Annotated in this window: 23 protein-coding genes; 16 read left to right on the forward strand and 7 right to left on the reverse strand. The window is 40.6% G+C overall.

Going from position 1 to position 23,444, the window contains the following annotated elements; translation table 11 throughout:
• The first annotated feature begins 2 nt into the window (after positions 1-2).
• The 5 genes from paaC to paaI all read left to right on the forward strand — a co-directional run bounded on the left by paaC (position 3) and on the right by paaI (position 3,721).
• Positions 3-761 (forward strand): phenylacetate-CoA oxygenase subunit PaaC, encoded by a 759-nt coding sequence (gene paaC / locus IPM34_04845; GenBank protein ID MBK8954870.1) that lies wholly within the window; start codon positions 3-5, stop codon positions 759-761.
• Between the two features lie 66 nt (positions 762-827).
• On the forward strand, positions 828-1,319 hold the full coding sequence (gene paaJ / locus IPM34_04850) for a phenylacetate-CoA oxygenase subunit PaaJ (GenBank protein MBK8954871.1): 492 nt from the start codon (positions 828-830) through the stop codon (positions 1,317-1,319).
• Positions 1,320-1,325: 6 nt separating this feature from the next.
• On the forward strand, positions 1,326-2,102 hold the full coding sequence (locus IPM34_04855) for an enoyl-CoA hydratase/isomerase family protein (GenBank protein MBK8954872.1): 777 nt from the start codon (positions 1,326-1,328) through the stop codon (positions 2,100-2,102).
• Between the two features lie 20 nt (positions 2,103-2,122).
• Positions 2,123-3,268, forward strand: a complete 1,146-nt coding sequence (locus IPM34_04860) for a 3-hydroxybutyryl-CoA dehydrogenase (GenBank protein MBK8954873.1) — start codon at positions 2,123-2,125, stop codon at positions 3,266-3,268.
• 33 nt (positions 3,269-3,301) lie between these two features.
• Positions 3,302-3,721, forward strand: a complete 420-nt coding sequence (gene paaI, locus IPM34_04865) for a hydroxyphenylacetyl-CoA thioesterase PaaI (GenBank protein ID MBK8954874.1) — start codon at positions 3,302-3,304, stop codon at positions 3,719-3,721.
• A gap of 80 nt (positions 3,722-3,801) precedes the next feature.
• Here paaI and IPM34_04870 read toward each other — a convergent pair whose 3' ends face one another.
• From IPM34_04870 to IPM34_04885, 4 genes are all read right to left on the reverse strand, one after another.
• Positions 3,802-4,218, reverse strand: a complete 417-nt coding sequence (locus IPM34_04870; protein MBK8954875.1) for a hypothetical protein — start codon at positions 4,216-4,218, stop codon at positions 3,802-3,804.
• A 41-nt stretch (positions 4,219-4,259) separates the two neighbouring features.
• On the reverse strand, positions 4,260-4,679 hold the full coding sequence (locus tag IPM34_04875; GenBank protein MBK8954876.1) for a hypothetical protein: 420 nt from the start codon (positions 4,677-4,679) through the stop codon (positions 4,260-4,262).
• A 135-nt stretch (positions 4,680-4,814) separates the two neighbouring features.
• Positions 4,815-5,408, reverse strand: a complete 594-nt coding sequence (locus IPM34_04880) for a YceI family protein (protein ID MBK8954877.1) — start codon at positions 5,406-5,408, stop codon at positions 4,815-4,817.
• Positions 5,409-5,659: 251 nt separating this feature from the next.
• The gene (locus IPM34_04885; GenBank protein MBK8954878.1) at positions 5,660-5,884 is read right to left on the reverse strand and encodes a hypothetical protein; all 225 of its coding nucleotides are present in this window, start codon (positions 5,882-5,884) and stop codon (positions 5,660-5,662) included.
• 571 nt (positions 5,885-6,455) lie between these two features.
• Here IPM34_04885 and IPM34_04890 point away from each other — a divergent pair.
• The 5 genes from IPM34_04890 to paaZ all read left to right on the forward strand — a co-directional run bounded on the left by IPM34_04890 (position 6,456) and on the right by paaZ (position 12,062).
• Complete coding sequence (locus IPM34_04890) at positions 6,456-6,791, forward strand: carboxymuconolactone decarboxylase family protein (GenBank protein ID MBK8954879.1); 336 nt, start codon at positions 6,456-6,458, stop codon at positions 6,789-6,791.
• 36 nt (positions 6,792-6,827) lie between these two features.
• Positions 6,828-7,865, forward strand: a complete 1,038-nt coding sequence (gene arsS / locus IPM34_04895) for an arsenosugar biosynthesis radical SAM protein ArsS (protein MBK8954880.1) — start codon at positions 6,828-6,830, stop codon at positions 7,863-7,865.
• A 366-nt stretch (positions 7,866-8,231) separates the two neighbouring features.
• Complete coding sequence (locus IPM34_04900; GenBank protein MBK8954881.1) at positions 8,232-9,446, forward strand: acetyl-CoA C-acyltransferase; 1,215 nt, start codon at positions 8,232-8,234, stop codon at positions 9,444-9,446.
• Positions 9,447-9,473: 27 nt separating this feature from the next.
• Positions 9,474-9,938, forward strand: coding sequence for a hypothetical protein (locus IPM34_04905; protein MBK8954882.1), 465 nt, complete (start codon positions 9,474-9,476; stop codon positions 9,936-9,938).
• Positions 9,939-9,986: 48 nt separating this feature from the next.
• Complete coding sequence (gene paaZ, locus IPM34_04910) at positions 9,987-12,062, forward strand: phenylacetic acid degradation bifunctional protein PaaZ (protein ID MBK8954883.1); 2,076 nt, start codon at positions 9,987-9,989, stop codon at positions 12,060-12,062.
• Positions 12,063-12,350: 288 nt separating this feature from the next.
• On the opposite strand, the gene IPM34_04915 is transcribed toward paaZ, so the two are convergent.
• Together IPM34_04915 and IPM34_04920 are read right to left on the reverse strand one after the other, a co-directional pair.
• On the reverse strand, positions 12,351-13,070 hold the full coding sequence (locus tag IPM34_04915) for a two pore domain potassium channel family protein (protein MBK8954884.1): 720 nt from the start codon (positions 13,068-13,070) through the stop codon (positions 12,351-12,353).
• Between the two features lie 166 nt (positions 13,071-13,236).
• Positions 13,237-14,142, reverse strand: a complete 906-nt coding sequence (locus tag IPM34_04920) for a helix-turn-helix transcriptional regulator (protein MBK8954885.1) — start codon at positions 14,140-14,142, stop codon at positions 13,237-13,239.
• Positions 14,143-14,316: 174 nt separating this feature from the next.
• Between IPM34_04920 and IPM34_04925 the strand changes: the two genes are divergently transcribed.
• Together IPM34_04925 and IPM34_04930 are read left to right on the forward strand one after the other, a co-directional pair.
• Positions 14,317-16,407 carry a TonB-dependent receptor gene (locus IPM34_04925; protein MBK8954886.1) on the forward strand — a complete coding sequence of 697 codons (2,091 nt, stop codon included), beginning with the start codon at positions 14,317-14,319 and terminating at the stop codon, positions 16,405-16,407.
• Entirely contained in the window at positions 16,404-17,018 is a 615-nt protein-coding gene (locus IPM34_04930) for an HmuY family protein (protein ID MBK8954887.1), read from the forward strand. Before IPM34_04925 ends, IPM34_04930 begins: the two co-directional genes overlap by 4 nt.
• 153 nt (positions 17,019-17,171) lie before the next feature.
• Here the strand turns inward: IPM34_04930 and IPM34_04935 are convergent, their stop codons facing one another.
• A complete protein-coding gene (locus IPM34_04935) occupies positions 17,172-17,900 on the reverse strand; it encodes a hypothetical protein (GenBank protein MBK8954888.1) in 729 nt (242 codons plus the stop codon).
• 109 nt (positions 17,901-18,009) lie between these two features.
• Here IPM34_04935 and IPM34_04940 point away from each other — a divergent pair, with 109 nt between their 5' ends.
• From IPM34_04940 to galE, 4 genes are all read left to right on the forward strand, one after another.
• Positions 18,010-19,068 (forward strand): hypothetical protein, encoded by a 1,059-nt coding sequence (locus IPM34_04940; protein MBK8954889.1) that lies wholly within the window; start codon positions 18,010-18,012, stop codon positions 19,066-19,068.
• 402 nt (positions 19,069-19,470) lie between these two features.
• Positions 19,471-20,313, forward strand: a complete 843-nt coding sequence (locus IPM34_04945; GenBank protein ID MBK8954890.1) for an SPFH domain-containing protein — start codon at positions 19,471-19,473, stop codon at positions 20,311-20,313.
• Between the two features lie 78 nt (positions 20,314-20,391).
• Positions 20,392-22,227, forward strand: coding sequence for an excinuclease ABC subunit C (locus tag IPM34_04950; protein ID MBK8954891.1), 1,836 nt, complete (start codon positions 20,392-20,394; stop codon positions 22,225-22,227).
• The gene (galE, locus tag IPM34_04955) at positions 22,220-23,239 is read left to right on the forward strand and encodes a UDP-glucose 4-epimerase GalE (protein MBK8954892.1); all 1,020 of its coding nucleotides are present in this window, start codon (positions 22,220-22,222) and stop codon (positions 23,237-23,239) included. Before IPM34_04950 ends, galE begins: the two co-directional genes overlap by 8 nt.
• Positions 23,240-23,444 lie beyond the last annotated feature (205 nt).

A 23,444-nucleotide genomic window follows, 5' to 3' on the forward strand; every position in this document is an offset into this window, starting at 1 on the left:
TCATGGATCGAAAGGAAGCTAAATATTTATACATCCTGCATCTTGCCGACAATGCTTTGATCTTGGGTCAGCGATTAGGAGAATGGTGCGGACACGGACCGGTGCTCGAACAGGATATGGCTATGACCAACATCGCTTTGGATTATATTGGAAGAGCAAGGCTGCTTTACCAATATGCTTCTGAAATAGGAGCCAACAAACAAAATGAAGACCAGATCGCATTTACAAGAAATGAATGGGAATACAGAAATATTTTACTTGTCGAACAGCCCAACGGTGATTTCGCCCATACCATAGCCAGACAATTTTACCTGGAAGCTTTCCATTATCCATATTTTACAGCACTCGCCAACAGTAAGGATACTGGCTTGGCTGCGATTGCACAAAAAACAGTGAAAGAAACTGCTTATCATTTAAAATGGAGCAGTGAATGGATTTTGCGCTTAGGTGATGGTACTGAACTTTCTCATCAGAAAATTCAGGCAGCCATTGAAGAACTCTGGAGTTATACCGGAGAATTGTTTTTGGAAAGTGAATTTGAAAAAGAAATGCAGCTGGAAGGAGTGAGTCCCGATCTGAAATCAGTTCGTGATTTATGGTTTGAAAAAGTGAATGCCACACTTGGAAAAGCTACATTAAAAATACCCGGGTCATCTTGGATGCAATCCGGAGGCAAACAAGGCAAACACAGCGAGAAATTGGGTTATATTTTATCTGAAATGCAATATATGCAAAGGGCTTATCCCGGCATGGAGTGGTAATTTTTATATCACCGGTTTATACCGGGGATATTCTTGATTTCAATTGAATCGTCAAATTCTAAACTTCTGACTACTGATATCGATATAAAAAAGATCACTGCAGAACTCGAAACTGTTCTCGATCCTGAAGTGCCCGTTTTAACGGTCATGGATCTGGGCATTATCCGAAACGTTGCCATTGAAAATGGAGTTGTCCGAGTCCTCATTACACCAACTTATACGGGATGTCCTGCAATGCAATGGATAGAAATGAATATCAGAGCGGCCATTGAAAATCTTGGATACCAAGTCGAGATCCAAACCATTTTGACTCCGCCGTGGACTACAGACTGGATGAGTGAATCGGGCAAAATGAAACTCAAAGAATATGGTATTGCCCCTCCGGTTGGAAAAGCCGGTTTAAATCCGGAAGCATTTGGAGAAAAGGCCCATGTTTTATGCCCCAGATGTTCATCACAAAATACAGAACGCATCAGCGAATTTGGTTCGACCGCATGCAAAGCACTATACAGGTGTTTGGATTGTAAAGAACCATTCGATTACTTTAAATGTCATTAGTACAACATGAGCAGTATTGAATTGAAAATTAAGGCTGGACTGGCAATAGTCACATTAACCAGGCCTGAAGTATTTAATTCGTTCAACCGGGAAATGGCATTGGCATTGCTTGATGTTTTGGATAAACTGGATCTGGATAATTCTGTGCGTTGCATTTTATTGACCGGATCGGGAAAAGCATTTTGCGCTGGCCAGGATCTTCAGGAGGTAATGGATCCGGAAGGTCCGGGACTTGAAAAAATTCTCAACGAACATTACAACCCAATCATTAAAAAATTGCGCACCGTGTCAAAACCGGTCGTTGCCGCTGTAAATGGCGTGGCAGCCGGTGCAGGAGCAAATATTGCTCTGGCATGTGATGTTGTCGTTGCCAGTGAAAATGCAGGATTTATTCAGGCCTTTTCCAAAATCGGATTGATTCCGGATAGTGGTGGAACTTTTTTTCTGCCGCGCCTGGTCGGTTGGCAACGCGCATCTGCTTTGATGTTGACGGGAGATCGAATTATGGCTCAGGAAGCCCAGCAAATGGGTATGATTTATAAAGTGTTTCCTGATGAAAATTTTTTGGAAGAAGCGGTTTCTTTGGCTGAAAAACTTTGTCAAATGCCCACAACAGCCTTGTACCAAACCAGAAGGCTTTTAAATTTCAGTTTCAGCAACAACCTCGACCAGCAATTGGAACAGGAGTTGGAGTTGCAAATCTTGTGTGGTGGAAGTTATGATTATCAGGAAGGAGTCAGCGCTTTTATTGAAAAAAGAAAACCAGATTTCAAGGGACATTAACTACAGAATACATGAGTAAGATGCATATAGGAATTATCGGCGCAGGAACTATGGGTTCCGGAATTGCACAACTGGCTGCCGGTGCCGGTCACGATGTGATCCTGGTGGATGTCAATGATGCAGTGGTCCGGAATGCAGGTGCAGGCATTCAGAAATCACTCAACAGGTTAGTTGAAAAATCTAAAATGACCAACCAGGAAGCCATTTCAATTTATGGCAGAATTCATTTTCATAACGAATTGAATATCCTCAAAGATTCACAGTTTGTCATCGAAGCCATTGTAGAAAACCTGAAAATAAAAAAGGAGCTCTTTGTGCAACTCGAAAACATAGTCAATCCATCTTGTATATTAGCCAGTAATACTTCTTCTTTATCGATCAATGCGTTGGCTTCAGCATTAAAGATTCCTTCCCGGTTTTTGGGATTGCATTTCTTTAATCCGGTGCCTGTGATGCCATTGGTGGAACTGATTCCAGGTTTGAGTTCGGATCGATATGCAATGGATACAGTTCTCGAATGCATGCAACAATGGGGAAAGATCAGCGTGATTGCCAAAGATACTCCCGGCTTTATTGTAAACAGAATTGCAAGGCCATACTATTCAGAAGCTCTGCGGATTTACGAAGAAGGCATTGCAGATTTTGCAACCATTGATTATGCCATGACCAGTATTCATGGGTTTAAAATGGGACCCTTTGCTCTTATGGACTTTATTGGCAACGATGTGAATTATGCGGTAACACAAAGTGTATGGGAAGCTTGTTACTTTGAGCCGAGATACAGACCATCGATCACCCAGAGAAATCTTGTTTCTGCCAATTGGTTAGGCAAAAAAACCGGTAAAGGATTTTACAATTACGAATTGGAGTTGCCGTTGCCTGATACACAGAATAAATTATTGTTATCGGGTATTGCCAACAGAATTTTATACATGCTGATCAATGAAGCCGTAGATGCCTGGTATTTCGGACTTGCCAGTTATGAAGATATTGAATTGGCGATGACAAAAGGCGTTAATTATCCCATGGGATTATTGCATTGGGCCAAAGAGCTTGGCATACAACATTGTCTTTCAGGGATGGAGACTCTGCATAATTCTTACAAAGAAGATCGGTATCGTCCAAGTCCCGGATTTCTCAAATTGATCAGCGATGTTCATGAATAAGAATACTGTTAGTTTAAAATAACAAAAAATATCATGGAGGCAAAACTTTCGGCTCAGGAAATCGTCGACAAAATGTATTGTAACGATCCATTCAGTCTGTGGCTGGGAATTGAACGAATCGATGAAAAACCGGGTTATTCAAAATTAAAAATGACGGTCCGAAAGGAGATGTTAAACGGATTTCATATTGCACACGGCGGAATTACATTTTCATTGGCCGACAGTGCGCTCGCATTTGCATCCAACAGTCACGGGCACCATGCTGTTTCCATAGAATGCAGCATCAATCATCTGTTGCCTGTGAAGGAAAACGATATACTGATTGCAGAAGCCAGCGAAACATCGCGTAAAAGAACCCATGGTGTCTATCTGATTGAGGTGAAGAATCAGAAGAATGAATTGGTTGCATTATTCAGAGGAATGGTCTATATAAAGGATAGTTTATGGAAATAGGTGAACAAGTGTTAGTTAAGACCTTAAACAAATAAACCGCTGGATTTTTCCAGCGGTTTATAGATAAATATAGGTAAGGTTTATTTAGATCGTCCTAGCCACCAACCAACTACTCCTGAAGAAATTCCCCAAATTAAAATATTCACAACGAGGTCCAGAAATACTCCATTCAAAGACATTACATGAGTAGTTCCATAAAAAATGAAATCATAGCCCATGGTAAACAGAAGGCCAATGGTGATCCCTCCGATTAATCCTCCCATAAAAGTTGAGATCCCTGCCCAGGTTCCGAAAATGTATGCAACCATATATCCGATAATTAAATTTCCAAGGATCAGTCCCCACCATATAATATCCTCATCCGCACGAATAGCACCCGTTGCCGGGCCACATAATGTGGCAAAAGTTTCTTTAAGCAGGTTTCCATAAAGTAAACCTGAAACTACGAAAGAACAAATTCCACCTAAAATGCCTGCTATGATAATTTTTGAATTCATCGTATTTAAATTTAAATGATTAGTAAAATGTTATAATCAAATCAGGCCTGAGAAGACCGTCCAAGCCACCATCCAATGACAGCTCCCGCAACCGCACTCATGGCTGTATAAACCACCACATCAAGGAATACTCCACCTAATGTCGAGAGATTGCTGGTACTATACCAAATCAGATCCATTCCTAAACTGAGCATAAAACCAACTAATGCGGCAGTAACCGCTCCTGATTGTACAGTGCGGATCTGAGCCCAATTGTTGAGAATGTATGCCATTCCTACTCCCATCGCCAGATTCCCGACTGCAAGAGCCCATAATACGATGTCATCACCCCTGCTGACGCCCTGGGCAGAACCAGCCATGCCTTCAAAAGTGGAGGCCAGCAACATTCCGTAGAGCAACCAGCCCAAAAAGAAATAAACGACCCCACCAAAAAGGCCGGCAATTAACGTTTTTGTGTTCATAAATAATGGTTTTGTTTGTTTGAAAATACGTTTGAACTACCAAATATAGTGAAAATGGCAGGCAATTGTTAATTTTTTTCAAAAAAAAAGCCCGGAACAACCGTTCCGGGCCCCAATAATCTCATGAATGTATTCCTACTTGGCCGTGACAAGGGTCACGTTTATGTCAAATTCGTCGTAAATTGTTTTATCTCCCAGATTGTCAAAGAATGAACCGGATCCATATTTTACATTAAAGTCGGCACGGTCTAATTTGATTTGTGCCGATAGCTGTTTGATCCCGTCCATATCTTTTACTTTGGAATTAAATCGAATGGGTTTAGTTACCCCTTTGATGGTCAGGTTTCCTTCAATTTTATACAAATCCTGTCCCTGATGGATTACTTTGGTGGTAACAAACTTTACGGTTGGATGTGCGGCCACGCCAAAAAAATCATCTGATTTCAGGTGATTGACCAGTTTGGTAGCATATTCTCCGGTCATGTCAAGACAACTGATGGTATTCATGTCTATTTCAAAGGATCCACCCTTAAGCATGTTTCCTTCGAAATTTAAACTTGCAGATTTCAGGTTGACCAAACCGTTGTGCTTGCCGGTAACTTTATAGCCTGTCCAGGCAATAGTTGATTCTCCCAGATTGACTTTGCCATTGAAATTTTGAGGATTATTTGCCGTTAATCCTAAAGCAACCGCAGAGAGCATTAAAGTTGAAAAGAATTTAATCTTCATTGTTTTTTTTGTTTAAGTGAACCTTATAAATGCTTAAACAAAAGGATTGTTTTTTTTAGAATCTCAAAATCCGTGGCTTTAACGCGGATTTAACTTTTTTATAAAAGTTATAGCTCATTTGCCTCTGATCCCCGATGATAAAATGTAGTTAACCGGATTTGGGAACAGCCACATCACTAAACAACAAGTGTAAACAGATTTATTATTTGCACTTTTAACCAGCAGTCGTGTTCGTGTTTTCGGGCGCAAGCCTACATCACTCCATCCAATACATGCATTGGAATTCCCAATTTACTTGATCTAATAACCGGGTCAATATCTTTCATAAAGGAGTTGGACCGTACGATTCCACCCATTTTATTGAATATTTCTTTTGCAATGATCAGCGATTGGTCTCCTTCCCGGTTATGATGCCCTTGAATTTTGTAAACTAAGATTCGGCCTTCAATAAAGTCTAATTCGATTGAAACCGGCATCGGAAACAATAGATTTTACAGTGGGATTGGCATTTGTCAATAATTATTTGGATCAGATCGTTGGGCTGAATTGCATCGGCATGCAGAAAATAAAAAATGGGTGATTTGGCAAGATTTCCAGGATAATTCATTTGAGCAGCACGACCCTTTTGATCGGAGATCAATAAAGCAACTTTTTCATCCTTAATACATGATACCAATCCCTGCATTAGTATCAAAATATATTATAAATAGTTGATTACCAATGTATAATTTCCAATGCATGGCAATAGAAAGGTGATTTACAAAAACAATGAACAAAGCTTATTGCTTATTGCGTCTTTGAACTAAGAAACTGGATTCCATGGTATGAATAGGGATAGTGCATAATGGTTAATTCATAATGATTACGCCTTACGCCTTCAACCTTAAGCCTTACGCCTTCAGCCTTACGCCTTCAACCTTACGCCTTACGCCTTACGCCTTCAGCCTTACGCCTTCAGAATCGTTTTTTTGATATTTATGTATACGACTCTAAAATCCCGAACTATTATCAATCGGACTTATATTTGGCCTTGTAATTATTTTCACAATGAGTCAACATTATTATTTTAATGAAGATCTGGCTAAGTTTGGAAATATCGGCGATTTCCAAAAACCTTTGGCAGATAAATTTTTTAGCTGGTATGGAGAAGTATTTAAAGATGGTGCACTTTCAGCTAAAGAAAAGTCTTTAATTGCTCTTGCGGTAGCACATGCGGTGCAATGCCCTTATTGTATAGATGCCTACAGTGCAGATGCTTTTGAAAAAGGTTTTGATGAAGCGCAGATGATGGAAGCCGTGCATGTAGCTGCGGCGATCCGGGGTGGAGCTTCACTAGTTCATGGTGTTCAAATGATGAACAAGGTGAATGAAATCAGCATGTAGTTTTATTTCTAAGTCTGTATCAGCAAAGTAAATACGATGAAAAGTCTTAAGGCATTGCAGCATGCTTTGTCCGATAGTCAATATCAGTTGGATGTATTGGAACACAGTGAAGGCCAAAAAGCCTTTTTTGATGCATTAAAGGAGATCGGTCTTTATCCATTGCAGCCTGCTGCGTTTGAAATATTTCAGGTCAATGTTGGTAAAATGTGTAATCAAACCTGTAAACATTGTCATGTAGATGCAGGACCTGATCGCAAAGAAATCATGTCGCGTGATACGATGTCTGAATGTCTGGGAATCCTGCGCGATCATCCTGAATTTGAAACTGTGGACCTTACCGGTGGCGCTCCTGAGATGAATCCTAACTTCCGCTGGTTTGTAGAAGAGATTAAAAAACTGGATCGAAAAATTATCGTGCGTTGCAATCTCACGATTATTGTTGCCAATAAAAAATATCACGACTTGCCGGATTTCTTTAAATCCAATCAAGTTGAAGTCGTTTCTTCATTGCCTTTTTACTCCAAAAGCCGCACTGATAGACAAAGAGGCGATGGAGTTTTTGAAGATTCCATTCAAGCTTTGCAAATGCTTAATGCGGTAGGATATGGGACAGAAAATTCAGGGTTACTACTCAATCTGGTTTACAACCCGTCTGGTGCATTTTTACCTGCAGACCAAAGTCAATTGGAACAAGATTTCAAATCTGCATTGTTCAAAGATTTTGGCGTAATGTTCAATCATTTGTTTACGATTACAAATATGCCGATAAGCAGGTACCTGGAATTTCTCCTCGTAAGTGGGAATTACGAGCATTACATGCAAAAATTGATTTCGGCATTTAATCCTGCTGCTGCTAAAAATGTAATGTGTCGAAATACACTGAGTATTGGCTGGGATGGTTTCATCTACGACTGCGACTTCAACCAGATGTTGGATCTAAAAGTCGAAAGTCCGGTTGTGCACATCCGCAATTTTAATAAAGAAGCATTGATCCACAGAAATATTGTAATCGGGCAGCATTGTTTTGGTTGCACTGCAGGATCGGGGAGCAGCTGCGGAGGAGCCACGGTATAGAGTATAGATTATAGAGTATAGTTAATGGAGAATAATCGAAAGATCCAAACTAACGATCGTTATTTTTGTATAAAGAAAGATGTACATCTTCAATCATCGCTGATATTTACTGTAAAAAGATGACTGCTCCCGATGATTATTTTGGTAATTCTATTATCCCCAGGATGTCGGGACTGGGAACTGCGGATTGAGAACATCTTTTGGCTCATTCATTCCAATTAAAGACCGTATTTTCCCATTCCTCTAAACCACCGAAAGAATTCCCGGGTAAGTCGCAACAAAAAGTGCTGACCCTTGCACATCCCATTCATGAATATGGTAGCTTTGCGAATTCAACCGAAAGGGGATAAATACTGTTTACATTCCATGGAAAATTGTTACATCGTAGATGGAGTTCGCACACCCATCGGGAAATTTGCCGGGAAACTATCTGGCATCCGATCAGATGATCTTGCTGCCATCCCGGTTTCAGAGTTAATCAGACGAAACCCGAATTTGAATCCGGCGGAGGTTGACGATCTGATTCTTGGTTGCGCCAATCAGGCGGGAGAAGACAATCGGAATATTGCCCGAATGGCCGGACTTTTATCCGGATTGCCATGGTCAGTACCCGGGGAAACTGTAAACAGGCTTTGTGCCTCCGGGCTTGCGGCAAGTATCAATGGATTCCATGCAATCCGAAGCCGGGAAGCTGATCTCATTATTGCTGGTGGAATTGAACATATGACCCGTGGGCCCTGGGTGATCTCGAAGGTCTCATCACCCTTTGGACGCGATGCAGAAATGCACGACAGCAGTTTTGGTTGGAGATTTATCAATCCTAAAATGAAAAAAATTTTTGGGGTGGACAGTATGGGACAAACTGCAGAGAATCTGGCATCCCTTTATAAAATTACCCGTGAAGCGCAAGATCAGTTTGCGTTACAAAGCCAGATGAAAGCCGGCAAGGCAATTCAATCGGGACGTTTTGCCCGCGAAATTATTCCGGTTGAAATTCAGGCAAAAAAGGGCCCGATAGAAATCTTTAATCAGGATGAATTTCCAAAACCCGATACCAACATAGAAGGACTTGCATCACTCAAGCCGGCATTTAAATCTATAGAAGAGGGGGGTACGGTTACTGCAGGAAATGCTTCGGGATTGAATGATGGCGCTGCAGCATTGTTGCTTGCTTCTGAAGCCGCGGTTCTGAAAAATAAATTCAAGCCGCTGGCCAGAATTATTTCTTCAGGCGTTGCGGGGGTTGAGCCCAGGTACATGGGTATTGGACCCGTGCCTGCATCAAAAATTGCATTGTCGAGAGCCGGGCTGAACATCGAACAAATGGATATCATTGAACTGAACGAAGCCTTTGCTGCTCAGGTATTGTCATGCCTTCGCGAATGGAATATAGATGCCGAAGATCCGAGGATTAATCCCAATGGTGGTGCTATCGCATTGGGGCATCCATTAGGTATGAGTGGTGCACGATTGCTGTTGTCAGCTGCACTTGAATTGCAGATTCAACAAAAAAAATATGCCTTGGTGACCATGTGTATAGGAGTAGGTCAGGGATATGCCTGTGTGATTGAACGCATATAAGTACAACTTTACATATCAAATTTGATTATGGTACAAAAAGAAAACTTTTTTAAAAATGAATACATTCCTATCCTCCAGAATCTGGATTCGCAAGCGATGGGCAATTGGGGCAAAATGAATGTTCATCAGATGATCGAACACATGAGTGATGCATTCCGCAATGGCAATGGAAAAGATGTGTATTCGGGAATTCTTTCTCAGGAAGAACGCTTGCCAAAAATGCAGGCATTTTTATTGTCCGATCAACCCTTTAAGGAAAACACTAAAAACATTCTGATGGGCGAGGACCCTTTGCCGGGGAGACATCCGCTTGTAAGTGATAGTCTTGCAGAGTTAAAAAGTGAAATTGACCATTTCTTTACTTATTGGGATCAGCATCGGGGAGAAATTCTGCGCAATCCTTTTTTTGGAGATCTGGATTATGAACACTGGGTAGCTTTACTTTATAAACATGCCAAACATCATTTACTCCAATTTGGAGTCGTCATTTAATGAACTAAATACTAACAACTGTTTGTTTTGAATAAATAGAATTCTGTTATGCAAAAATTGATGAATTATGCTTTAGGGGAGTGGACTGAGGGCAGCGGGGAAGGTCAGATACTCGAAAGTGCTATTGATGGGAAACCCATTGCCTTAGCTAGCAGTGAGGGCCTTGATTTCTCTTCTATGTTGGAATATGCACGCTCGACAGGTGGCAAAGCATTGAGAAAAATGACTTTTCAGGAGAGAGGCCGGATGCTCAAAGCTTTGGCATTGCATCTGACTGAAATCAAAGCAAAATACTATCCGATAAGTTTTCAAACGGGAGCAACTAAAACCGACAGCTGGATAGACATCGACGGAGGAATTGGGACTTTGTTTGCATATTCCAGTCTGCGAAGAAAATTACCCAACCAGTTTTTTATTCCGGATGGCGAAGTTGCGAATCTTTCAAAAAATGGAACGTTCATCGGTCACCATTTGCTTGCTCCGAAGCACGGTGTTGCGATTCACATCAATGCTTTTAATTTTCCGGTGTGGGGAATGCTCGAAAAAATTTCAGTGAATCTGTTGGCCGGGATGCCGGCTGTTGTAAAACCGGCTACGATCACTTCGTATCTGGCAGAAGCAGTGGTGCGTGACATCATTGCCTCCGGGATTTTACCGGAGGGTTCACTACAATTAGTTTGCGGAAGTGCCAGAAACATTTTGGAAGGAGTGATGTGTCAGGATGTCGTAACATTCACAGGATCTGCAGCGACTGGACGTTCGTTGAAATCCCAAGCGAAGATCATTGACGAATCCGTTCCTTTCAACCTTGAAGCAGATTCGCTAAACGCGAGTGTTATGGGCCTGGATGTAAAACCTGGCAGTGCCGATTTTGATATTTTTGTGAAAGAAGTTCATCGGGAGATGACTGCTAAATGCGGACAAAAGTGTACTGCAATTCGGAGAATCATTGTTCCGGATCAAGTCGTAGAAGACCTGCAAATCGCGCTTGCCCAAAGACTGCAAAAAACTGTAGTCGGTAATCCCTTCCACGAAGAAGTTCGAATGGGTGCTCTTGCCGGTAAAGCACAATTAAATGAAGTAAGGGAACGCATTGCTCAGATGTCAGAATTTACACCTATCGTTTATGGAGATCCATCCCATGTTCATGTCATCGGAGCAGACGCAACTTCCGGTTCCTATTTATCTCCCGTACTTATGTTGAATGAAAAACCGTTCGAGCATCTGATCACACACGAATTGGAGGCATTCGGACCGGTAGCTACAATTATTCCTTACAAGTCAACCGATGAAGCCGTTGAAATCTGCAATTTGGGAAAAGGTTCTCTTGTGACCTCTTGCATCACTTCAGATGTGGGCATTGCCAGGGATTTTGTGTTGGGATCTTCTGCCTACCATGGAAGGATCCTCATATTAAACGAACAATGCTCCAAAGAAAGCACCGGACACGGATCGCCTATGCCTTTATTGGTACATGGGGGCCCCGGACGAGCTGGAGGAGGAGAGGAAATGGGCGGACTTCGCGGAATCAAGCATTACCTGCAGAGAACAGCCATACAGGGAAGTCCGGATATGATCACTCAAATCACCAACGTTTACCAACCTGGCGCCGAGCGAAAGGAATCTCCGATCCATTTGTTCCGTAAATATTTTGAAGAACTCCGTATTGGAGATACCATAACCACTGCAGGCCATACAGTTTCTGAATCCGATATTACTTTGTTTGCCAACGTAAGCGGGGATCACTTTTATGCACATATGGATGCTACTGCTCTGGAAGATACCATCTTTACAGGCCGTGTGGCGCATGGCTATTTCATTTTATCCAAAGCAGCGGGGCTGTTTGTAGATGCAAAGAAAGGTCCTGTACTTTTAAATTACGGACTCGATGAATGCAGGTTTACCAAACCTGTTTACCCCGGAGACACCATCCATGTAAAACTTACCGTAAAAGAAAAGATCGATCAGGAAAATGTCCTCAGGATTCCGGCAGGAGAAGGAGATCCTGATAAATCAGCCCGTGAAATACCTTGTGGAATTGTCCGCTGGTTGGTTGATGTGCTCAATCAAAATCATGAATCAGTTGCAATTGCCACGATACTCACCATGGTGAGGAAGAAATGATGGATTACAGTTTTCAGTTTGCAGTAAATAGTTGAAAAGTAATTCATCATTGGTTGATTTAAAATAGATTGATCAGCGCTGGATTGTGAGGATGTGTTCTTGATAATAAAGTTACGAACATCTGTTAGTTATTATTTTAAAACAATGATATACACTGAAAACTGACAACTTTTTGATTCCTTCCTCTTTACGCACGCTCCGTTCTCCATTAACCCAATTCATGCAATGGAATCCAGTTTCTTAGCTTAAATGCGTAAGGCTGAAGGCATAATCATTATGCATTAACCATTAACCATTATCTACCCTCCTTCCCTCCTTAAAATATCCTTTCCGCTCAATATTGCTGGCGAAAAAATTGATTGAGATCACTACAAACCAAAGGAAGAGAATTTGCTGAATGGAGATCAGGATTTTAGCATAAAGCGTTTGTGGTACAAAATCTCCTAGCCCCAGGGCTGTTGCGTGGGATATACTCAAATAGATCCCATCAAACCAATGCGTAAAAGGATGATTGAAATGGGTGCCATGAGAATACAAGGCGCCGAAAACGAGGATAAGTTCCATGTAATTCAAAAAGAGCAACAACATCGCACGGCGGTAAGATCTGGGTTGCATGTGGGAATCCGAAGCAAAAATCAATGCCGGTATGTAAAAAACAGTTTCAGCTGCTATCCAAATCATCAACCAAAAGATGATGGGGTTGTATTGCCAGTTGTTTAAGATTACAAGTAAAGGAAAAAGAAGCTTCAGCAACACACAAAAATCAACTAATAGGTCTTTGTAATGAGGACCTATTTTGTCTGCAATTTGTTTAAGGTGACTTAAAGGAAAAAAGAATTGAATGCCAGCCAGGAATAAACGAATGATTTTTTCGAGTCCGAAATCTTCGTGATGTTCGTTGTTCCAAATGGCTTTAATATTTTGCTTCCTTCGATCGACATATTTATGGCCGGGTGGGTGCCTGTGTTCATTGTTGCCAAAAAAGAGTTTCCTGATAAAGTGATGCATGTTTTTGAATTGTCTTTTGTAAAGATACAACCTCCTTTAATTTTAAAATAAATCTATATATGATCTATCGTTAATTTTATTTTTAATTGAATTGAATGCTAACTTTGAATAATTTGAATAACCGAATAACATTCCGGATATTTTGTCAATCCTGTTGGAAGAATTGTTATTTGGACAAGAGGAGTTTTTTCGGCGTGATTCCAAATTGTTTTTTAAAAGCTTCGATAAAATGGCTGATATTGCTGTAACCCATTTCATGTGCAACTTGCTTCACTTGTAAATTTTGTTCAGTCAACAATCGTCTGGCCATTTCCATTTTGTATGCGATGAGATAGGAGTATGGCCCTTGTCCGTATATTTCTTTAAAGCCGGCTTTGAGTTGAAATTCATTGAGTTGAACCGATTTGGCTAATTCCGGAATGGTGGGAGGATCTCTGAAATTTTCCAGAAGGATATTTTTGGCATCTTTTATTTTTCTGACGGTAAGCTCATTTTTCAGAAATGGGCAATAATCGGACTTGGTATTTTTTTCTGCATACAACAAGCTGAGTATCTCTAAAGATTTAGCCTGAAAGAACAAGCGGTTTAATGGGTCTATCCTGATTTTTTGTTCGAGCTGTTTCAGAACAATATGCAATTCTCCACTGATTTCCAGTTCTTCGTAAAATTTATGTTGAGCATTTTTTGGATCAAATATCGCAGCAGATTTCAATCCCGGGTGCGGATTAAAAAGCTGATGCAATTTATCCAGCCGGATGCTTAAATGGATCAATATCGTCTCCTCTGAAGACCGAAGTTGAACCTTCAATTCTTCTTCAGGTTGATAGATCACAAAAGCATGATTTTGAGGTAGCGTTCTTTGGTAGTGGGGACTGAAAATAAAATTGGTCGGTTCATCGATGCTGAAAATGACCTGTACCTTGGAGGGATATAAAGTTAGAAAATGGCCATCTTGAGCAGGAATATCTCTAATCGCTGAAAGCTGAAAATCCCGATCTTCATAACAGGTTTGAACGACAATTTTCGGGATATTTTTATTTTGGCTCGCATCAGATTTTATAGAGTCGCCCATAAAATATTTATAACTATTTGTTAATTAGTACAATATAAAATTAATTACATTGCAAGATAAAACTTTTTAGGGTAGTTATTTTACCATTAGGGTTATTTTTTAGACTGTCGCTTCAACAACTTTGCGGTCTCAATGGGCATTGCGGCAATTATAATTTTAACACTATGCGGTTCTTTGGCTTTTGGTCAGGGGGATACACTCCATATTCCTGAGGTCATTATATCCGCAACGCGAACCGAAAAAAAACTGGCTGCTGTTCCCATGCCTGTATTACTCGTTCAGAACAGGGAAATCAAGCTGACAGGGGCTTCCCGCTTGCAGGACTTACTCGCTGAACAACCTGGACTTAGTGTGGTGCCTCAGGTGAATGGATTTGGTAACGGACTACAGGTCCAGGGATTGAATCCGGATTATACACTGGTTATGGTCGATGGAGAACCCATTATAGGAAGGCTTACCGGAAATCTGGAACTCAATCGTTTTGCTCTGGGTAATGTCAAACAAATTGAAATCGTAAAAGGTCCGAGCTCAAGTTTGTATGGCTCCGAGGCTTTAGGAGGCGTTGTCAATATTCTCACTCAATCGGCAGCGTACAATAAACTTCTTGCAGAAATAAAATACGGAACACATCAAACCTTTGATCTGGGACTGCAATCGCATTTTCGCCACCGCAATTTTTCAATGGCTGCATTTGTGAATCATTACCGTACAGATGGATTTGATTTATTTGAGAACAATTTTGGTCAAGTCATTTCACCTTACTCCAATACCACCGTGCACCTCAAACCCAAATTGGAGTTAAAAGCCGGTCATATACTTACTCTGGATTCGAGGTGGTTCAGAGAAGTTCAGGACAATCGTTACCAGGTTATTTCGGGTAATGATTCCATAAAAGTTTCCGGCAGCGCATATGTAGAAGATTATAGTTTAAATCCCCGATTAAAATACAAACTTGGATCCGATGCATTTTTAAATTTCCATTATTATTTAAGCAGATATCATACGAAAACCAATTTGTTTGAAATTGAAGATGATATCCTATATTATACCGATGAGTTTACCCAAATGTTCCAAAAACCAGAAGGAATCCTGAATTTTAAGTTGCACGAAAAACATACATTGACTGTTGGAACCGGGATGCATTTAGAATCGGTATCCACTTCGCGTTATGGAGATGCTGAGCGGAAAAAGCAGGAAAGCTTTTTTCTTTTTGCGCAAAATGAATGGACACCGGACGAACATTGGGAATTGGTGGGAGGTTTGCGTTTCGACCGGAATCGGGTATACGGCAACCAGTGGTCTCCCAAATTTGCCGTACAATATAAATGGAATGAAAAATTATCTTTAAAAGCTTCAACCGGGACTGGTTTCAAAGCGCCTGACTTCAGATACCTGTATCTGAATTTTAAAAACGCCGCTGCGGCCTATTCTGTATTTGGGACAGAACAAGTTGTTGCTCAGTTACGCGAACTCGAAGAGAAATCAGAGATCCAGATGTATTTTACTGATCCTGAAGATATTGGTGTGTTGGATGCCGAACGATCGTTAGCTTTTAATGTGGGATTAAATTACAGATGGAATAACAGATTTGAACTGGACATTAATGTTTTTCGCAATGAACTGGAAGGTCTGATTGAAAGCATTCCAGTAGCGGTCACCACTAACCAACGGAATATTTACTCCTACGATAATATTAAAAAGGCATTTACCCATGGACTTGAAATCACATGGAAAGGCAAATGGGAAAATGGATTCCAGATAATGGCTTCTTCACAATGGCTGGTAGCAAAAGACAAAGAATTGGTCAAAGCTATTGAAGACGGACAAGTCTTCGGGAGGGATCCTTTGACCAAAGAGTCGTACAGGATTCATCCGGGAGATTATTTTGGTCTGTATAACCGGTCGAGGCACACCGAAACCTTAAAACTTTTTTATACTCCTTCGAATGCCAAATGGGATGCCAGTTTTAGGATTACATACAAAAGCAAATTCGGTATCCAGAATTCAGCCGGAAGTGTACAAGGCATCAACAGGCCATCATCCGATATCAACGGGAACACCATTCTGGATCGTTACGATCAATTCGTAAATGGTTATTTTCTGATGAATGCCAGTATTGGAAGAATCATGGGTCCATATTTTTATATGCAGTGTGGTGTTGAAAACCTGGGAGATTACACAGACCCTTACAATCTCCCTCAGCTTCCAGGCAGGTTGTTGTTTGTTAAATTGAATTTTAAACTTTATAAAAATAATACAATATGAAATGGTATTTAAAATTGATGACACTCGGATTGTTGACTTTTATTATTTCCTGTGATGAAGATGATGATCCTGCGGTAAGTGGAGTATTATCTGTGCAAGTGAACAATTTACCTGCAGATCCTCCAACGGGGTATGATCCGAATACCGGAGCGCCTATTGGTACAACGAATAAGTATAGTTTCTTCCGGTTTTCAGACAGCACCATTGTCGCTGGAATCGATAGCGCAACAACCAAATGGGATATTGGATTCAGAGCTCAGGACATTATTGTGAATTCAGGATCCAGTGGGCCGGGCAGTGCAGCTGCTTTTACATTTACAGGTTTATTTAATGAACTGGATTCAGTTCCGGCAGACAGCATATTCAAACAAGATCAGCTTGGGTCTCTGGCTATTGGAAGAACCTGGTATAATTACGATCCCGTGGCTATGGTGTTGATTCCAAAACCCGGAAGAGTAATTGTTATCCGAACTGCTGACAATAAATACGTCAAGATGGAAATCCTGAGTTATTACAAAGACTCACCGGCAAGTCCGAAATTTACGGATCCGGCAAGGTATTATTCATTCAGATATGTGTATCAGAAGGATGGAACTACGAGTTTTAAATAAATGCAAGGATGTTTTTTTTTTGGTAAATAGTTAATACTATCGTTTCGACCCGGTTTTCAGTAATGATACCGGGTTTTTTGTTTCCTATTCGATTTCAGCTTCATTTGGCCGAAAGTATTTGTATAAATCTGATTTTGCCAAAGAGCCTTGAAGTCACTGCGTTTTCCAGTAGATGTTTTGTAAAAACCGAATCGCTCCGAATCCCTGGTCCGTATAATAGATATTAAATTGATGGGCATTGTCGTCGTTGTAGTAAACGGATTTTATTGAATTCTGGCCCAGCATCAGATCATCTTTGTACAGATACCTGATGGTATTGAATGGAATAAAACCGCGATCGAGTACCGGAAATTGCATCAATTGAATTTCACCGGAATTTTCAATGGATATAGAGAAGTTCAAAAGGTCTGCCAACAAAGGACCATCGTAAGTGCTGTGTCGTTCGTCAAGGACGACAGTTAATTGAATATTGATGGCGTTCACGGGATGAGCTTTGTTTAGATTGTTGTACTTGAATAAATAGGATTTTGTAGAGTATCCAACAGGTCGTTTTTGTAAACTGTCCTGGGGACACACGATGTAAAATTGGGAATGATCAATGTCAAGTACCTTCTTGTATTCAGTCAGTTGAAAAGATAAACTATCTTCTGTCCTGGATTTAAATCTGAGTATTTGATCAGGCAGCTCTTTTATCCAATCAAGACTTGAATTTGCCGGCCAAAAAGTCTCGAGCTTCAGAGGGATGACGCAAGGGTTGTACAAATCATCAGAAGAATTTGTACAAGATTGAAGTGCATGAAAACTTAATATAAATAGCCAGGCTTTAGCTTTTGACAGATAAATTTTTTGATTTAAAACCCGAACAATGAATTTCTCTGACATGAAAGAAAACGATTATCCAATATTAAACGTCCTACAAAATAATTTGTTAACATAAAACATTAATCAAACGGAACCCCGAATTCTTTTGAATTTTGTTTAAAATATCTTTATGAATATAAAATATTCCTTGATTATCAGTTCTTTAGCTTGTTTACTGCCTATGGCAGCATGTAAAAAGGACGCCCCCGTCCAATCCGGAAGTGAAACTTCCCAATTGCAAGATGTGAATGATACCAAGTTGCCTACCTATGCAGTCACCCTCAATGGTAACCCTTTAAAAGAAATGCCGGAGCCTGATTCCATTAAACAATCCTATATCAAATCTTTGGATGATGCCAGAGCTTTTTACCTGGGCAATCTTTCGAATGTCAAAGGTTATGTGGATTATGGAAGAAAAGCACTGAAGCTTGGTTTTGCAGAAAACGCGATCCAGGTTTTGAGCAAAGGAATCGACCAGTTTCCCAACACGGCAGACCTTTATTATTATCGGGGAATAGCACATGTTGTTGGAAGACAATTTCCGGAAGCCGCAAGCGATTTTTGGAAAGCAGGGAAAGCCATCGAAGGACAAAAAGATGCGCGGGGAATACTGGAAAAAACGGAAGAAGAGAAAAAAATCGATGCCACGCTTCAATACGAAATCTATAAATGGATGGGTTTGGCTTTTCAGTGTCAGGGTGATTTTTCAAATGCAGAAAAAATGTACGAAGTCTGTGGAGATTTTTCGACCAATTCCGATTTGTATTGCATGTCTTACTATTGGCAATATCAAGCATACATGCGTGCAGGTAGGGAAAAGGACGCGCAATCCATTTTGGAATCAGTTACTCCAAAGATGTACATTACCCCGCCTACTCAACCATATCTCGATGCATTATTGTATTATAAAGGGGAATTAAAGGAATCGGATCTCGTAAATCTGGATGAAGCACCCGGATCCTCATCAGAAGCATATGCCTGGACCATAAAAGCCTATGCAATTGCAGTGAAAGCAATATTGGATAAAAAGGATTCACGAAATCTGGAAGTCCTCAACAAGATCGTTGCAACTCCATTCTGGAATCAACCGGCATACATTGCTGCAGAAGCAGACCATCACAGACTCAAGGGCTATAATTACGAGCAAATGAAAGGTGCAGAATTGAAATCTGGTACAAAGAGAAATTGAAATGGGTGGGTGTGATGATTTACAACTTGTGATAAAATAGCGTATGTCACTTCTTGTAATGCGTGAATTATAATGTATTACTAACGAATGTTAGTAAAATAGTTGAAAAATAATATGGTTACCGGATTGTTTAAAGAAATCCGTTGTGTGATTAAATTCAGCTTGAATACAAGTTAACATCCTTGCCTTTTCCCTATAAGCCTTAAAATATTACACACTGCCCACTGCGAACATCATCCTGGCTTTTCGCTTAATTTCTTTACCTCATTCGTCTATAATTTTCCTGATTTCGTCGTAGATTTCGGATGATTTGGAATTTAGTAGCGCAATACTATGTTGCAATGATGTAAAACTGATCGAATAGATCAGAAATCCTATGGTAAAACAAATTAAACTGAAGTTATGAATTACGCTTTGAAAGAAAAACCTTTTCAGGCCATATCAGGCTGGTGGGTCCTGTTGGTAATACTTGTATTGCCTTATATTTTATGGATGAGCCATAATCTGGTTTTGTATATTATTGGAGGGATTGTATGGTTGCTGCTCCTTTTAGGGTTAATTGTGGTCAATCCCAACGGCTCCAGAGTTCTTATCTTATTTGGAAAGTATGTGGGTACCATCCGGGAGGATGGCTTCTTTTGGGCGAACCCTTTTTTTGTAAAGTGTAGTTTATCCTTGCGTGCAAGAAATTTCGAGAGTGATCGACTGAAGGTCAATGATAAGCGTGGCAATCCCGTTTGGATTGGTGTGGTTTTGGTATGGAGAGTGAAGGATACGTTCAGAGCGCAATTTGAGGTTGAAGATTATATCCATTTTGTTAAAGTTCAAACCGATGCTGCTGTCAGAAAACTTGCCGGAAGTTTTGCATACGATCACATAGACGATCATGAAGAAATAACTTTGAGGTCATCTGAGGAGGAGGTCAATCGTGTGCTTGAAAACGAATTGACGGAACGACTTAGTTTTGCAGGTATTGAGGTGCTTGAATCGAGAATTGGGTACTTGTCTTATTCTCCTGAAATTGCAGCCGCGATGCTTAAACGTCAGCAAGCTGAAGCCATCGTTAGTGCCCGCTACAAAATAGTGGAAGGAGCCATCGGTATGGTAGAAGGGGCCCTCAAGCAATTGGACCAAAAAGGAATTGTACAATTGGATGCTCATGAAAAGGCGAAACTGGTAAGTAATCTCATGGTGGTCCTTTGTTCCGAAAAAGAGACCACACCGGTTGTAGAAACATCAGCATAAATTGAGATATTCGATGATCTGATTTTTTACAGGGGTATTGACAAGACTGAATTGGCGGTTGTAGTTTAATTTTGCCTCATGACCCATGAGGAATTTCTAAAATTGTCGGATGGCATACCCAGAGAACCCGGGATCTATAAGTTTATAGGGCAACATGAGGAGATCTTATACGTAGGGAAAGCAAAGAGTCTCCGAAATCGCTTGGGCTCCTATTTTGGAGATAAAAAATACATCGCAGCCAAAACCAAAGCATTGGTTCGCAATGCATTGAAAATCGAATACACCCTTACTGAAAATGAGCAGGATGCATTCCTTCTGGAAAATTCTCTGATCAAAACCCATCAACCGAAGTACAATGTGATGCTGAAGGATGGCAAGACCTATGCTTATGTTTGCATCAAAAAGGAAGCTTTCCCAAGGGTCTTTTTCACAAGGAGAGTGATCAGAGACGGATCGACTTATTTTGGACCTTACGCATCGAAATACAAAGCCGAGATCATCATGGACCTGGTGAAAAAGCTGTTTCCCTTGCGCACCTGTTCACTGAACCTTGCCCCTGACCAAATAGCCAAAGGGAAATATAAAGTCTGTCTGGAATATCATATAAAAAATTGTTTGGGTCCCTGTCAGCAATTTGAATCTTCTGATCATTACGATAAAAAAATACAGCAGATTAAAAATATACTCAAAGGACATTTATCTGTAGTCCGAAAGTTTTTAGAAGATCAAATGGAATCATATGCCTCTGAAATGGAGTTTGAAAAAGCTCATGAGAGTAAAATGCAGCTTTCTGCCTTTGAAGATTATCAGGGCAAGTCTACAGTGGTGAGTACAAGTATTCAGGATGTGGATGTATTTTCGATAACTTCGACGGATCAGGAGGCTTATATTCATTTTATGAAAGTTATCGATGGAGCTGTCATCCATACGTATACCATGGAAGCTGCAAAAAATTGCGACGAAGACGAATCGCAAATTCTTTCTTTGGCCATTCCAAGGATCAGGGAAAAATTTGACAGCATTGCTCCGGAAATTATCGTTCCAATAATGGTGGCTCTGAACGATGAAACTGTACAAGTTGTGATCCCAAAGCAAGGAGATAAGAAAAAATTATTGGACTTGTCGAATAACAACATCGAATATTATAAACTGCAGAAACGAAAAGAGCAACTGAACAAGACCGGAAAACTCAGTCACTCGGAAAGAATTCTCCATACGCTCAAAGACGATTTGAACATGACTGAACTGCCTATGCATATCGAATGTTTTGACAATTCTAATATCCAGGGAACAAATCCTGTAGCGGCCTGTGTAGTGTTTAAAAATGCAAAACCAAGCGTAAAGGATTACAGGCATTACAACATCAAATCGGTAGTTGGCCCCGACGATTTTGCATCGATGGAAGAGGTGGTATATAGAAGATATAAGCGATTGCTGGAAGAACAGCAACCACTACCACAACTGGTCATCATCGATGGAGGAAAGGGACAACTTTCGTCGGCCATGATTTCTTTGGAGAAACTGGGATTGGATCGGAACTTAACAGTTATTGGAATTGCGAAACGCCTTGAAGAAATTTATTTTCCGAACGACTCCATTCCCTTGCATATCAATAAAAAATCTGAATCGCTGAAACTAATTCAACAATTGAGGAATGAAGCCCATCGGTTTGGTTTGAATTTTCACAGAAATCAGCGATCCAAAAAATTTATTCAGTCGGAGCTTGCCAAAATCAAGGGCATTGGTGATAAAACCATATCAAAATTGATTGGAAAATTTGGTTCCGTGGAACAGATTAAAAAAGCAAACCCTGAAGAAATTTCAGACCTGGTTGGAAAAGATATTTGTGCCAAAATCCGTTCTTATTTTGATTTAGAAACAGGGGAACAAAAAAGCGAAAAACCAAATGAGTAAGAAAATTGCGGTGACCGGAGGATGCGGATATATAGGAAGCCATACCCTGGTTGACTTATTGCAAAATGGATATGAAGTATTTAGCGTTGATTCACTCGTGAATTCAACCGAAGTATCTTTGGTCGGAATTGAAAAAATCACAGGCACAAAAATTAAAAATTACAAATTAGATCTTGCAGATCCTCTGGCCTGGCAGCAATTGCTGGAGTTTGAAAAAGATGTATCCGGGATTATTCATTTTGCAGCCTTAAAAGCAGTAGGCGAATCAGTCGAACAGCCATTAAGATACTATGATAATAATTTGAATGCACTGTTGAATGTTTTCAAATGGATGGATCTTGGATCAGTGCCCTATTTGATTTTTTCTTCGTCGTGCACCGTATATGGAGATCGTTGTGAATTGCCTGTAAGGGAGTCTCAGGCATTTGGCAAAACGAATTCCCCATACGGAAAAACCAAACAGATAGGGGAGTGGATGATGGAAGATGTCCTGGCAGCGCAACACAAACAAGGTATTAGTTTGCGTTATTTTAATCCGGCAGGTGCGCACGAATCCTCGTGGATAGGGGAGGCACCAAGCAATCCAGCCCTCAACCTGGTCCCGGTCATCACCGAGACCGCGATTGGAAAACGCGATACGATGACCGTTTTTGGAAACGATTACCCGACACGCGATGGTACTTGCATCAGGGATTATGTTCATGTGATGGATCTGGCCAGAGCTCACACACTTGCCTTGAATTATTTGATCGAAGGTAAATCGCCAGTTCATTTCGATGCATTTAACCTGGGCATTGGGCAAGGCCTGTCGGTTCTGGAAATGATCGAAGCATTTGAAAAATGTGCGGAACAGAAATTGAATTATAAAATGGGTTCTCGAAGGTTAGGAGATATGGCTGAAGTTTATGCTGATGCTGCGAAAGCTTCTGCATTGCTTGATTGGAAGCCCCTGTTTGGAGTTGAAGATATCATGCGTACTGCATGGGAATGGGAGAAAAGGAGGGGGATATAATAGTTCACAGTCCCGACTTCTTGGGGCTGATAGATTTGCCTAATTAATCTTCATGTCGGGAGCAGTTCACAGTTATTGAAAGTTTGATGAGAAAATGTTACTAACAATTGTTCGTTAGTGGTTTCATCAGAGTTTCAGATAAAATTAAACAGGTTTTTTCTTTTTCGGGGAACAAAATCATTTTATAAAGAAGACGTTTCGTCGT

This window comes from Saprospiraceae bacterium, assembly GCA_016716185.1.
Taxonomy (GTDB): Bacteria; Bacteroidota; Bacteroidia; order Chitinophagales; family Saprospiraceae; genus Vicinibacter.

What these genes read in the sequence shown, in the direction of transcription:
- IPM34_04875 (MBK8954876.1), bottom strand. Translation starts at nt 4,679, where the DNA reads ATGAACACAAAAACGTTAATTGCCGGCCTTTTTGGTGGGGTCGTTTAT.
- IPM34_04940 (MBK8954889.1), top strand. Translation starts at nt 18,010, where the DNA reads ATGAATATAAAATATTCCTTGATTATCAGTTCTTTAGCTTGTTTACTG.
- IPM34_04885 (MBK8954878.1), bottom strand. Translation starts at nt 5,884, where the DNA reads ATGCCGGTTTCAATCGAATTAGACTTTATTGAAGGCCGAATCTTAGTT.
- IPM34_04935 (MBK8954888.1), bottom strand. Translation starts at nt 17,900, where the DNA reads ATGTCAGAGAAATTCATTGTTCGGGTTTTAAATCAAAAAATTTATCTG.
- galE (MBK8954892.1), top strand. Translation starts at nt 22,220, where the DNA reads ATGAGTAAGAAAATTGCGGTGACCGGAGGATGCGGATATATAGGAAGC.
- IPM34_04930 (MBK8954887.1), top strand. Translation starts at nt 16,404, where the DNA reads ATGAAATGGTATTTAAAATTGATGACACTCGGATTGTTGACTTTTATT.
- IPM34_04900 (MBK8954881.1), top strand. Translation starts at nt 8,232, where the DNA reads ATGGAAAATTGTTACATCGTAGATGGAGTTCGCACACCCATCGGGAAA.
- paaC (MBK8954870.1), top strand. Translation starts at nt 3, where the DNA reads ATGGATCGAAAGGAAGCTAAATATTTATACATCCTGCATCTTGCCGAC.
- IPM34_04945 (MBK8954890.1), top strand. Translation starts at nt 19,471, where the DNA reads ATGAATTACGCTTTGAAAGAAAAACCTTTTCAGGCCATATCAGGCTGG.
- IPM34_04860 (MBK8954873.1), top strand. Translation starts at nt 2,123, where the DNA reads ATGCATATAGGAATTATCGGCGCAGGAACTATGGGTTCCGGAATTGCA.
- IPM34_04950 (MBK8954891.1), top strand. Translation starts at nt 20,392, where the DNA reads ATGACCCATGAGGAATTTCTAAAATTGTCGGATGGCATACCCAGAGAA.
- paaI (MBK8954874.1), top strand. Translation starts at nt 3,302, where the DNA reads ATGGAGGCAAAACTTTCGGCTCAGGAAATCGTCGACAAAATGTATTGT.
- paaZ (MBK8954883.1), top strand. Translation starts at nt 9,987, where the DNA reads ATGCAAAAATTGATGAATTATGCTTTAGGGGAGTGGACTGAGGGCAGC.
- IPM34_04890 (MBK8954879.1), top strand. Translation starts at nt 6,456, where the DNA reads ATGAGTCAACATTATTATTTTAATGAAGATCTGGCTAAGTTTGGAAAT.
- IPM34_04905 (MBK8954882.1), top strand. Translation starts at nt 9,474, where the DNA reads ATGGTACAAAAAGAAAACTTTTTTAAAAATGAATACATTCCTATCCTC.
- arsS (MBK8954880.1), top strand. Translation starts at nt 6,828, where the DNA reads ATGAAAAGTCTTAAGGCATTGCAGCATGCTTTGTCCGATAGTCAATAT.
- IPM34_04880 (MBK8954877.1), bottom strand. Translation starts at nt 5,408, where the DNA reads ATGAAGATTAAATTCTTTTCAACTTTAATGCTCTCTGCGGTTGCTTTA.
- IPM34_04920 (MBK8954885.1), bottom strand. Translation starts at nt 14,142, where the DNA reads ATGGGCGACTCTATAAAATCTGATGCGAGCCAAAATAAAAATATCCCG.
- IPM34_04915 (MBK8954884.1), bottom strand. Translation starts at nt 13,070, where the DNA reads ATGCATCACTTTATCAGGAAACTCTTTTTTGGCAACAATGAACACAGG.
- IPM34_04855 (MBK8954872.1), top strand. Translation starts at nt 1,326, where the DNA reads ATGAGCAGTATTGAATTGAAAATTAAGGCTGGACTGGCAATAGTCACA.
- IPM34_04870 (MBK8954875.1), bottom strand. Translation starts at nt 4,218, where the DNA reads ATGAATTCAAAAATTATCATAGCAGGCATTTTAGGTGGAATTTGTTCT.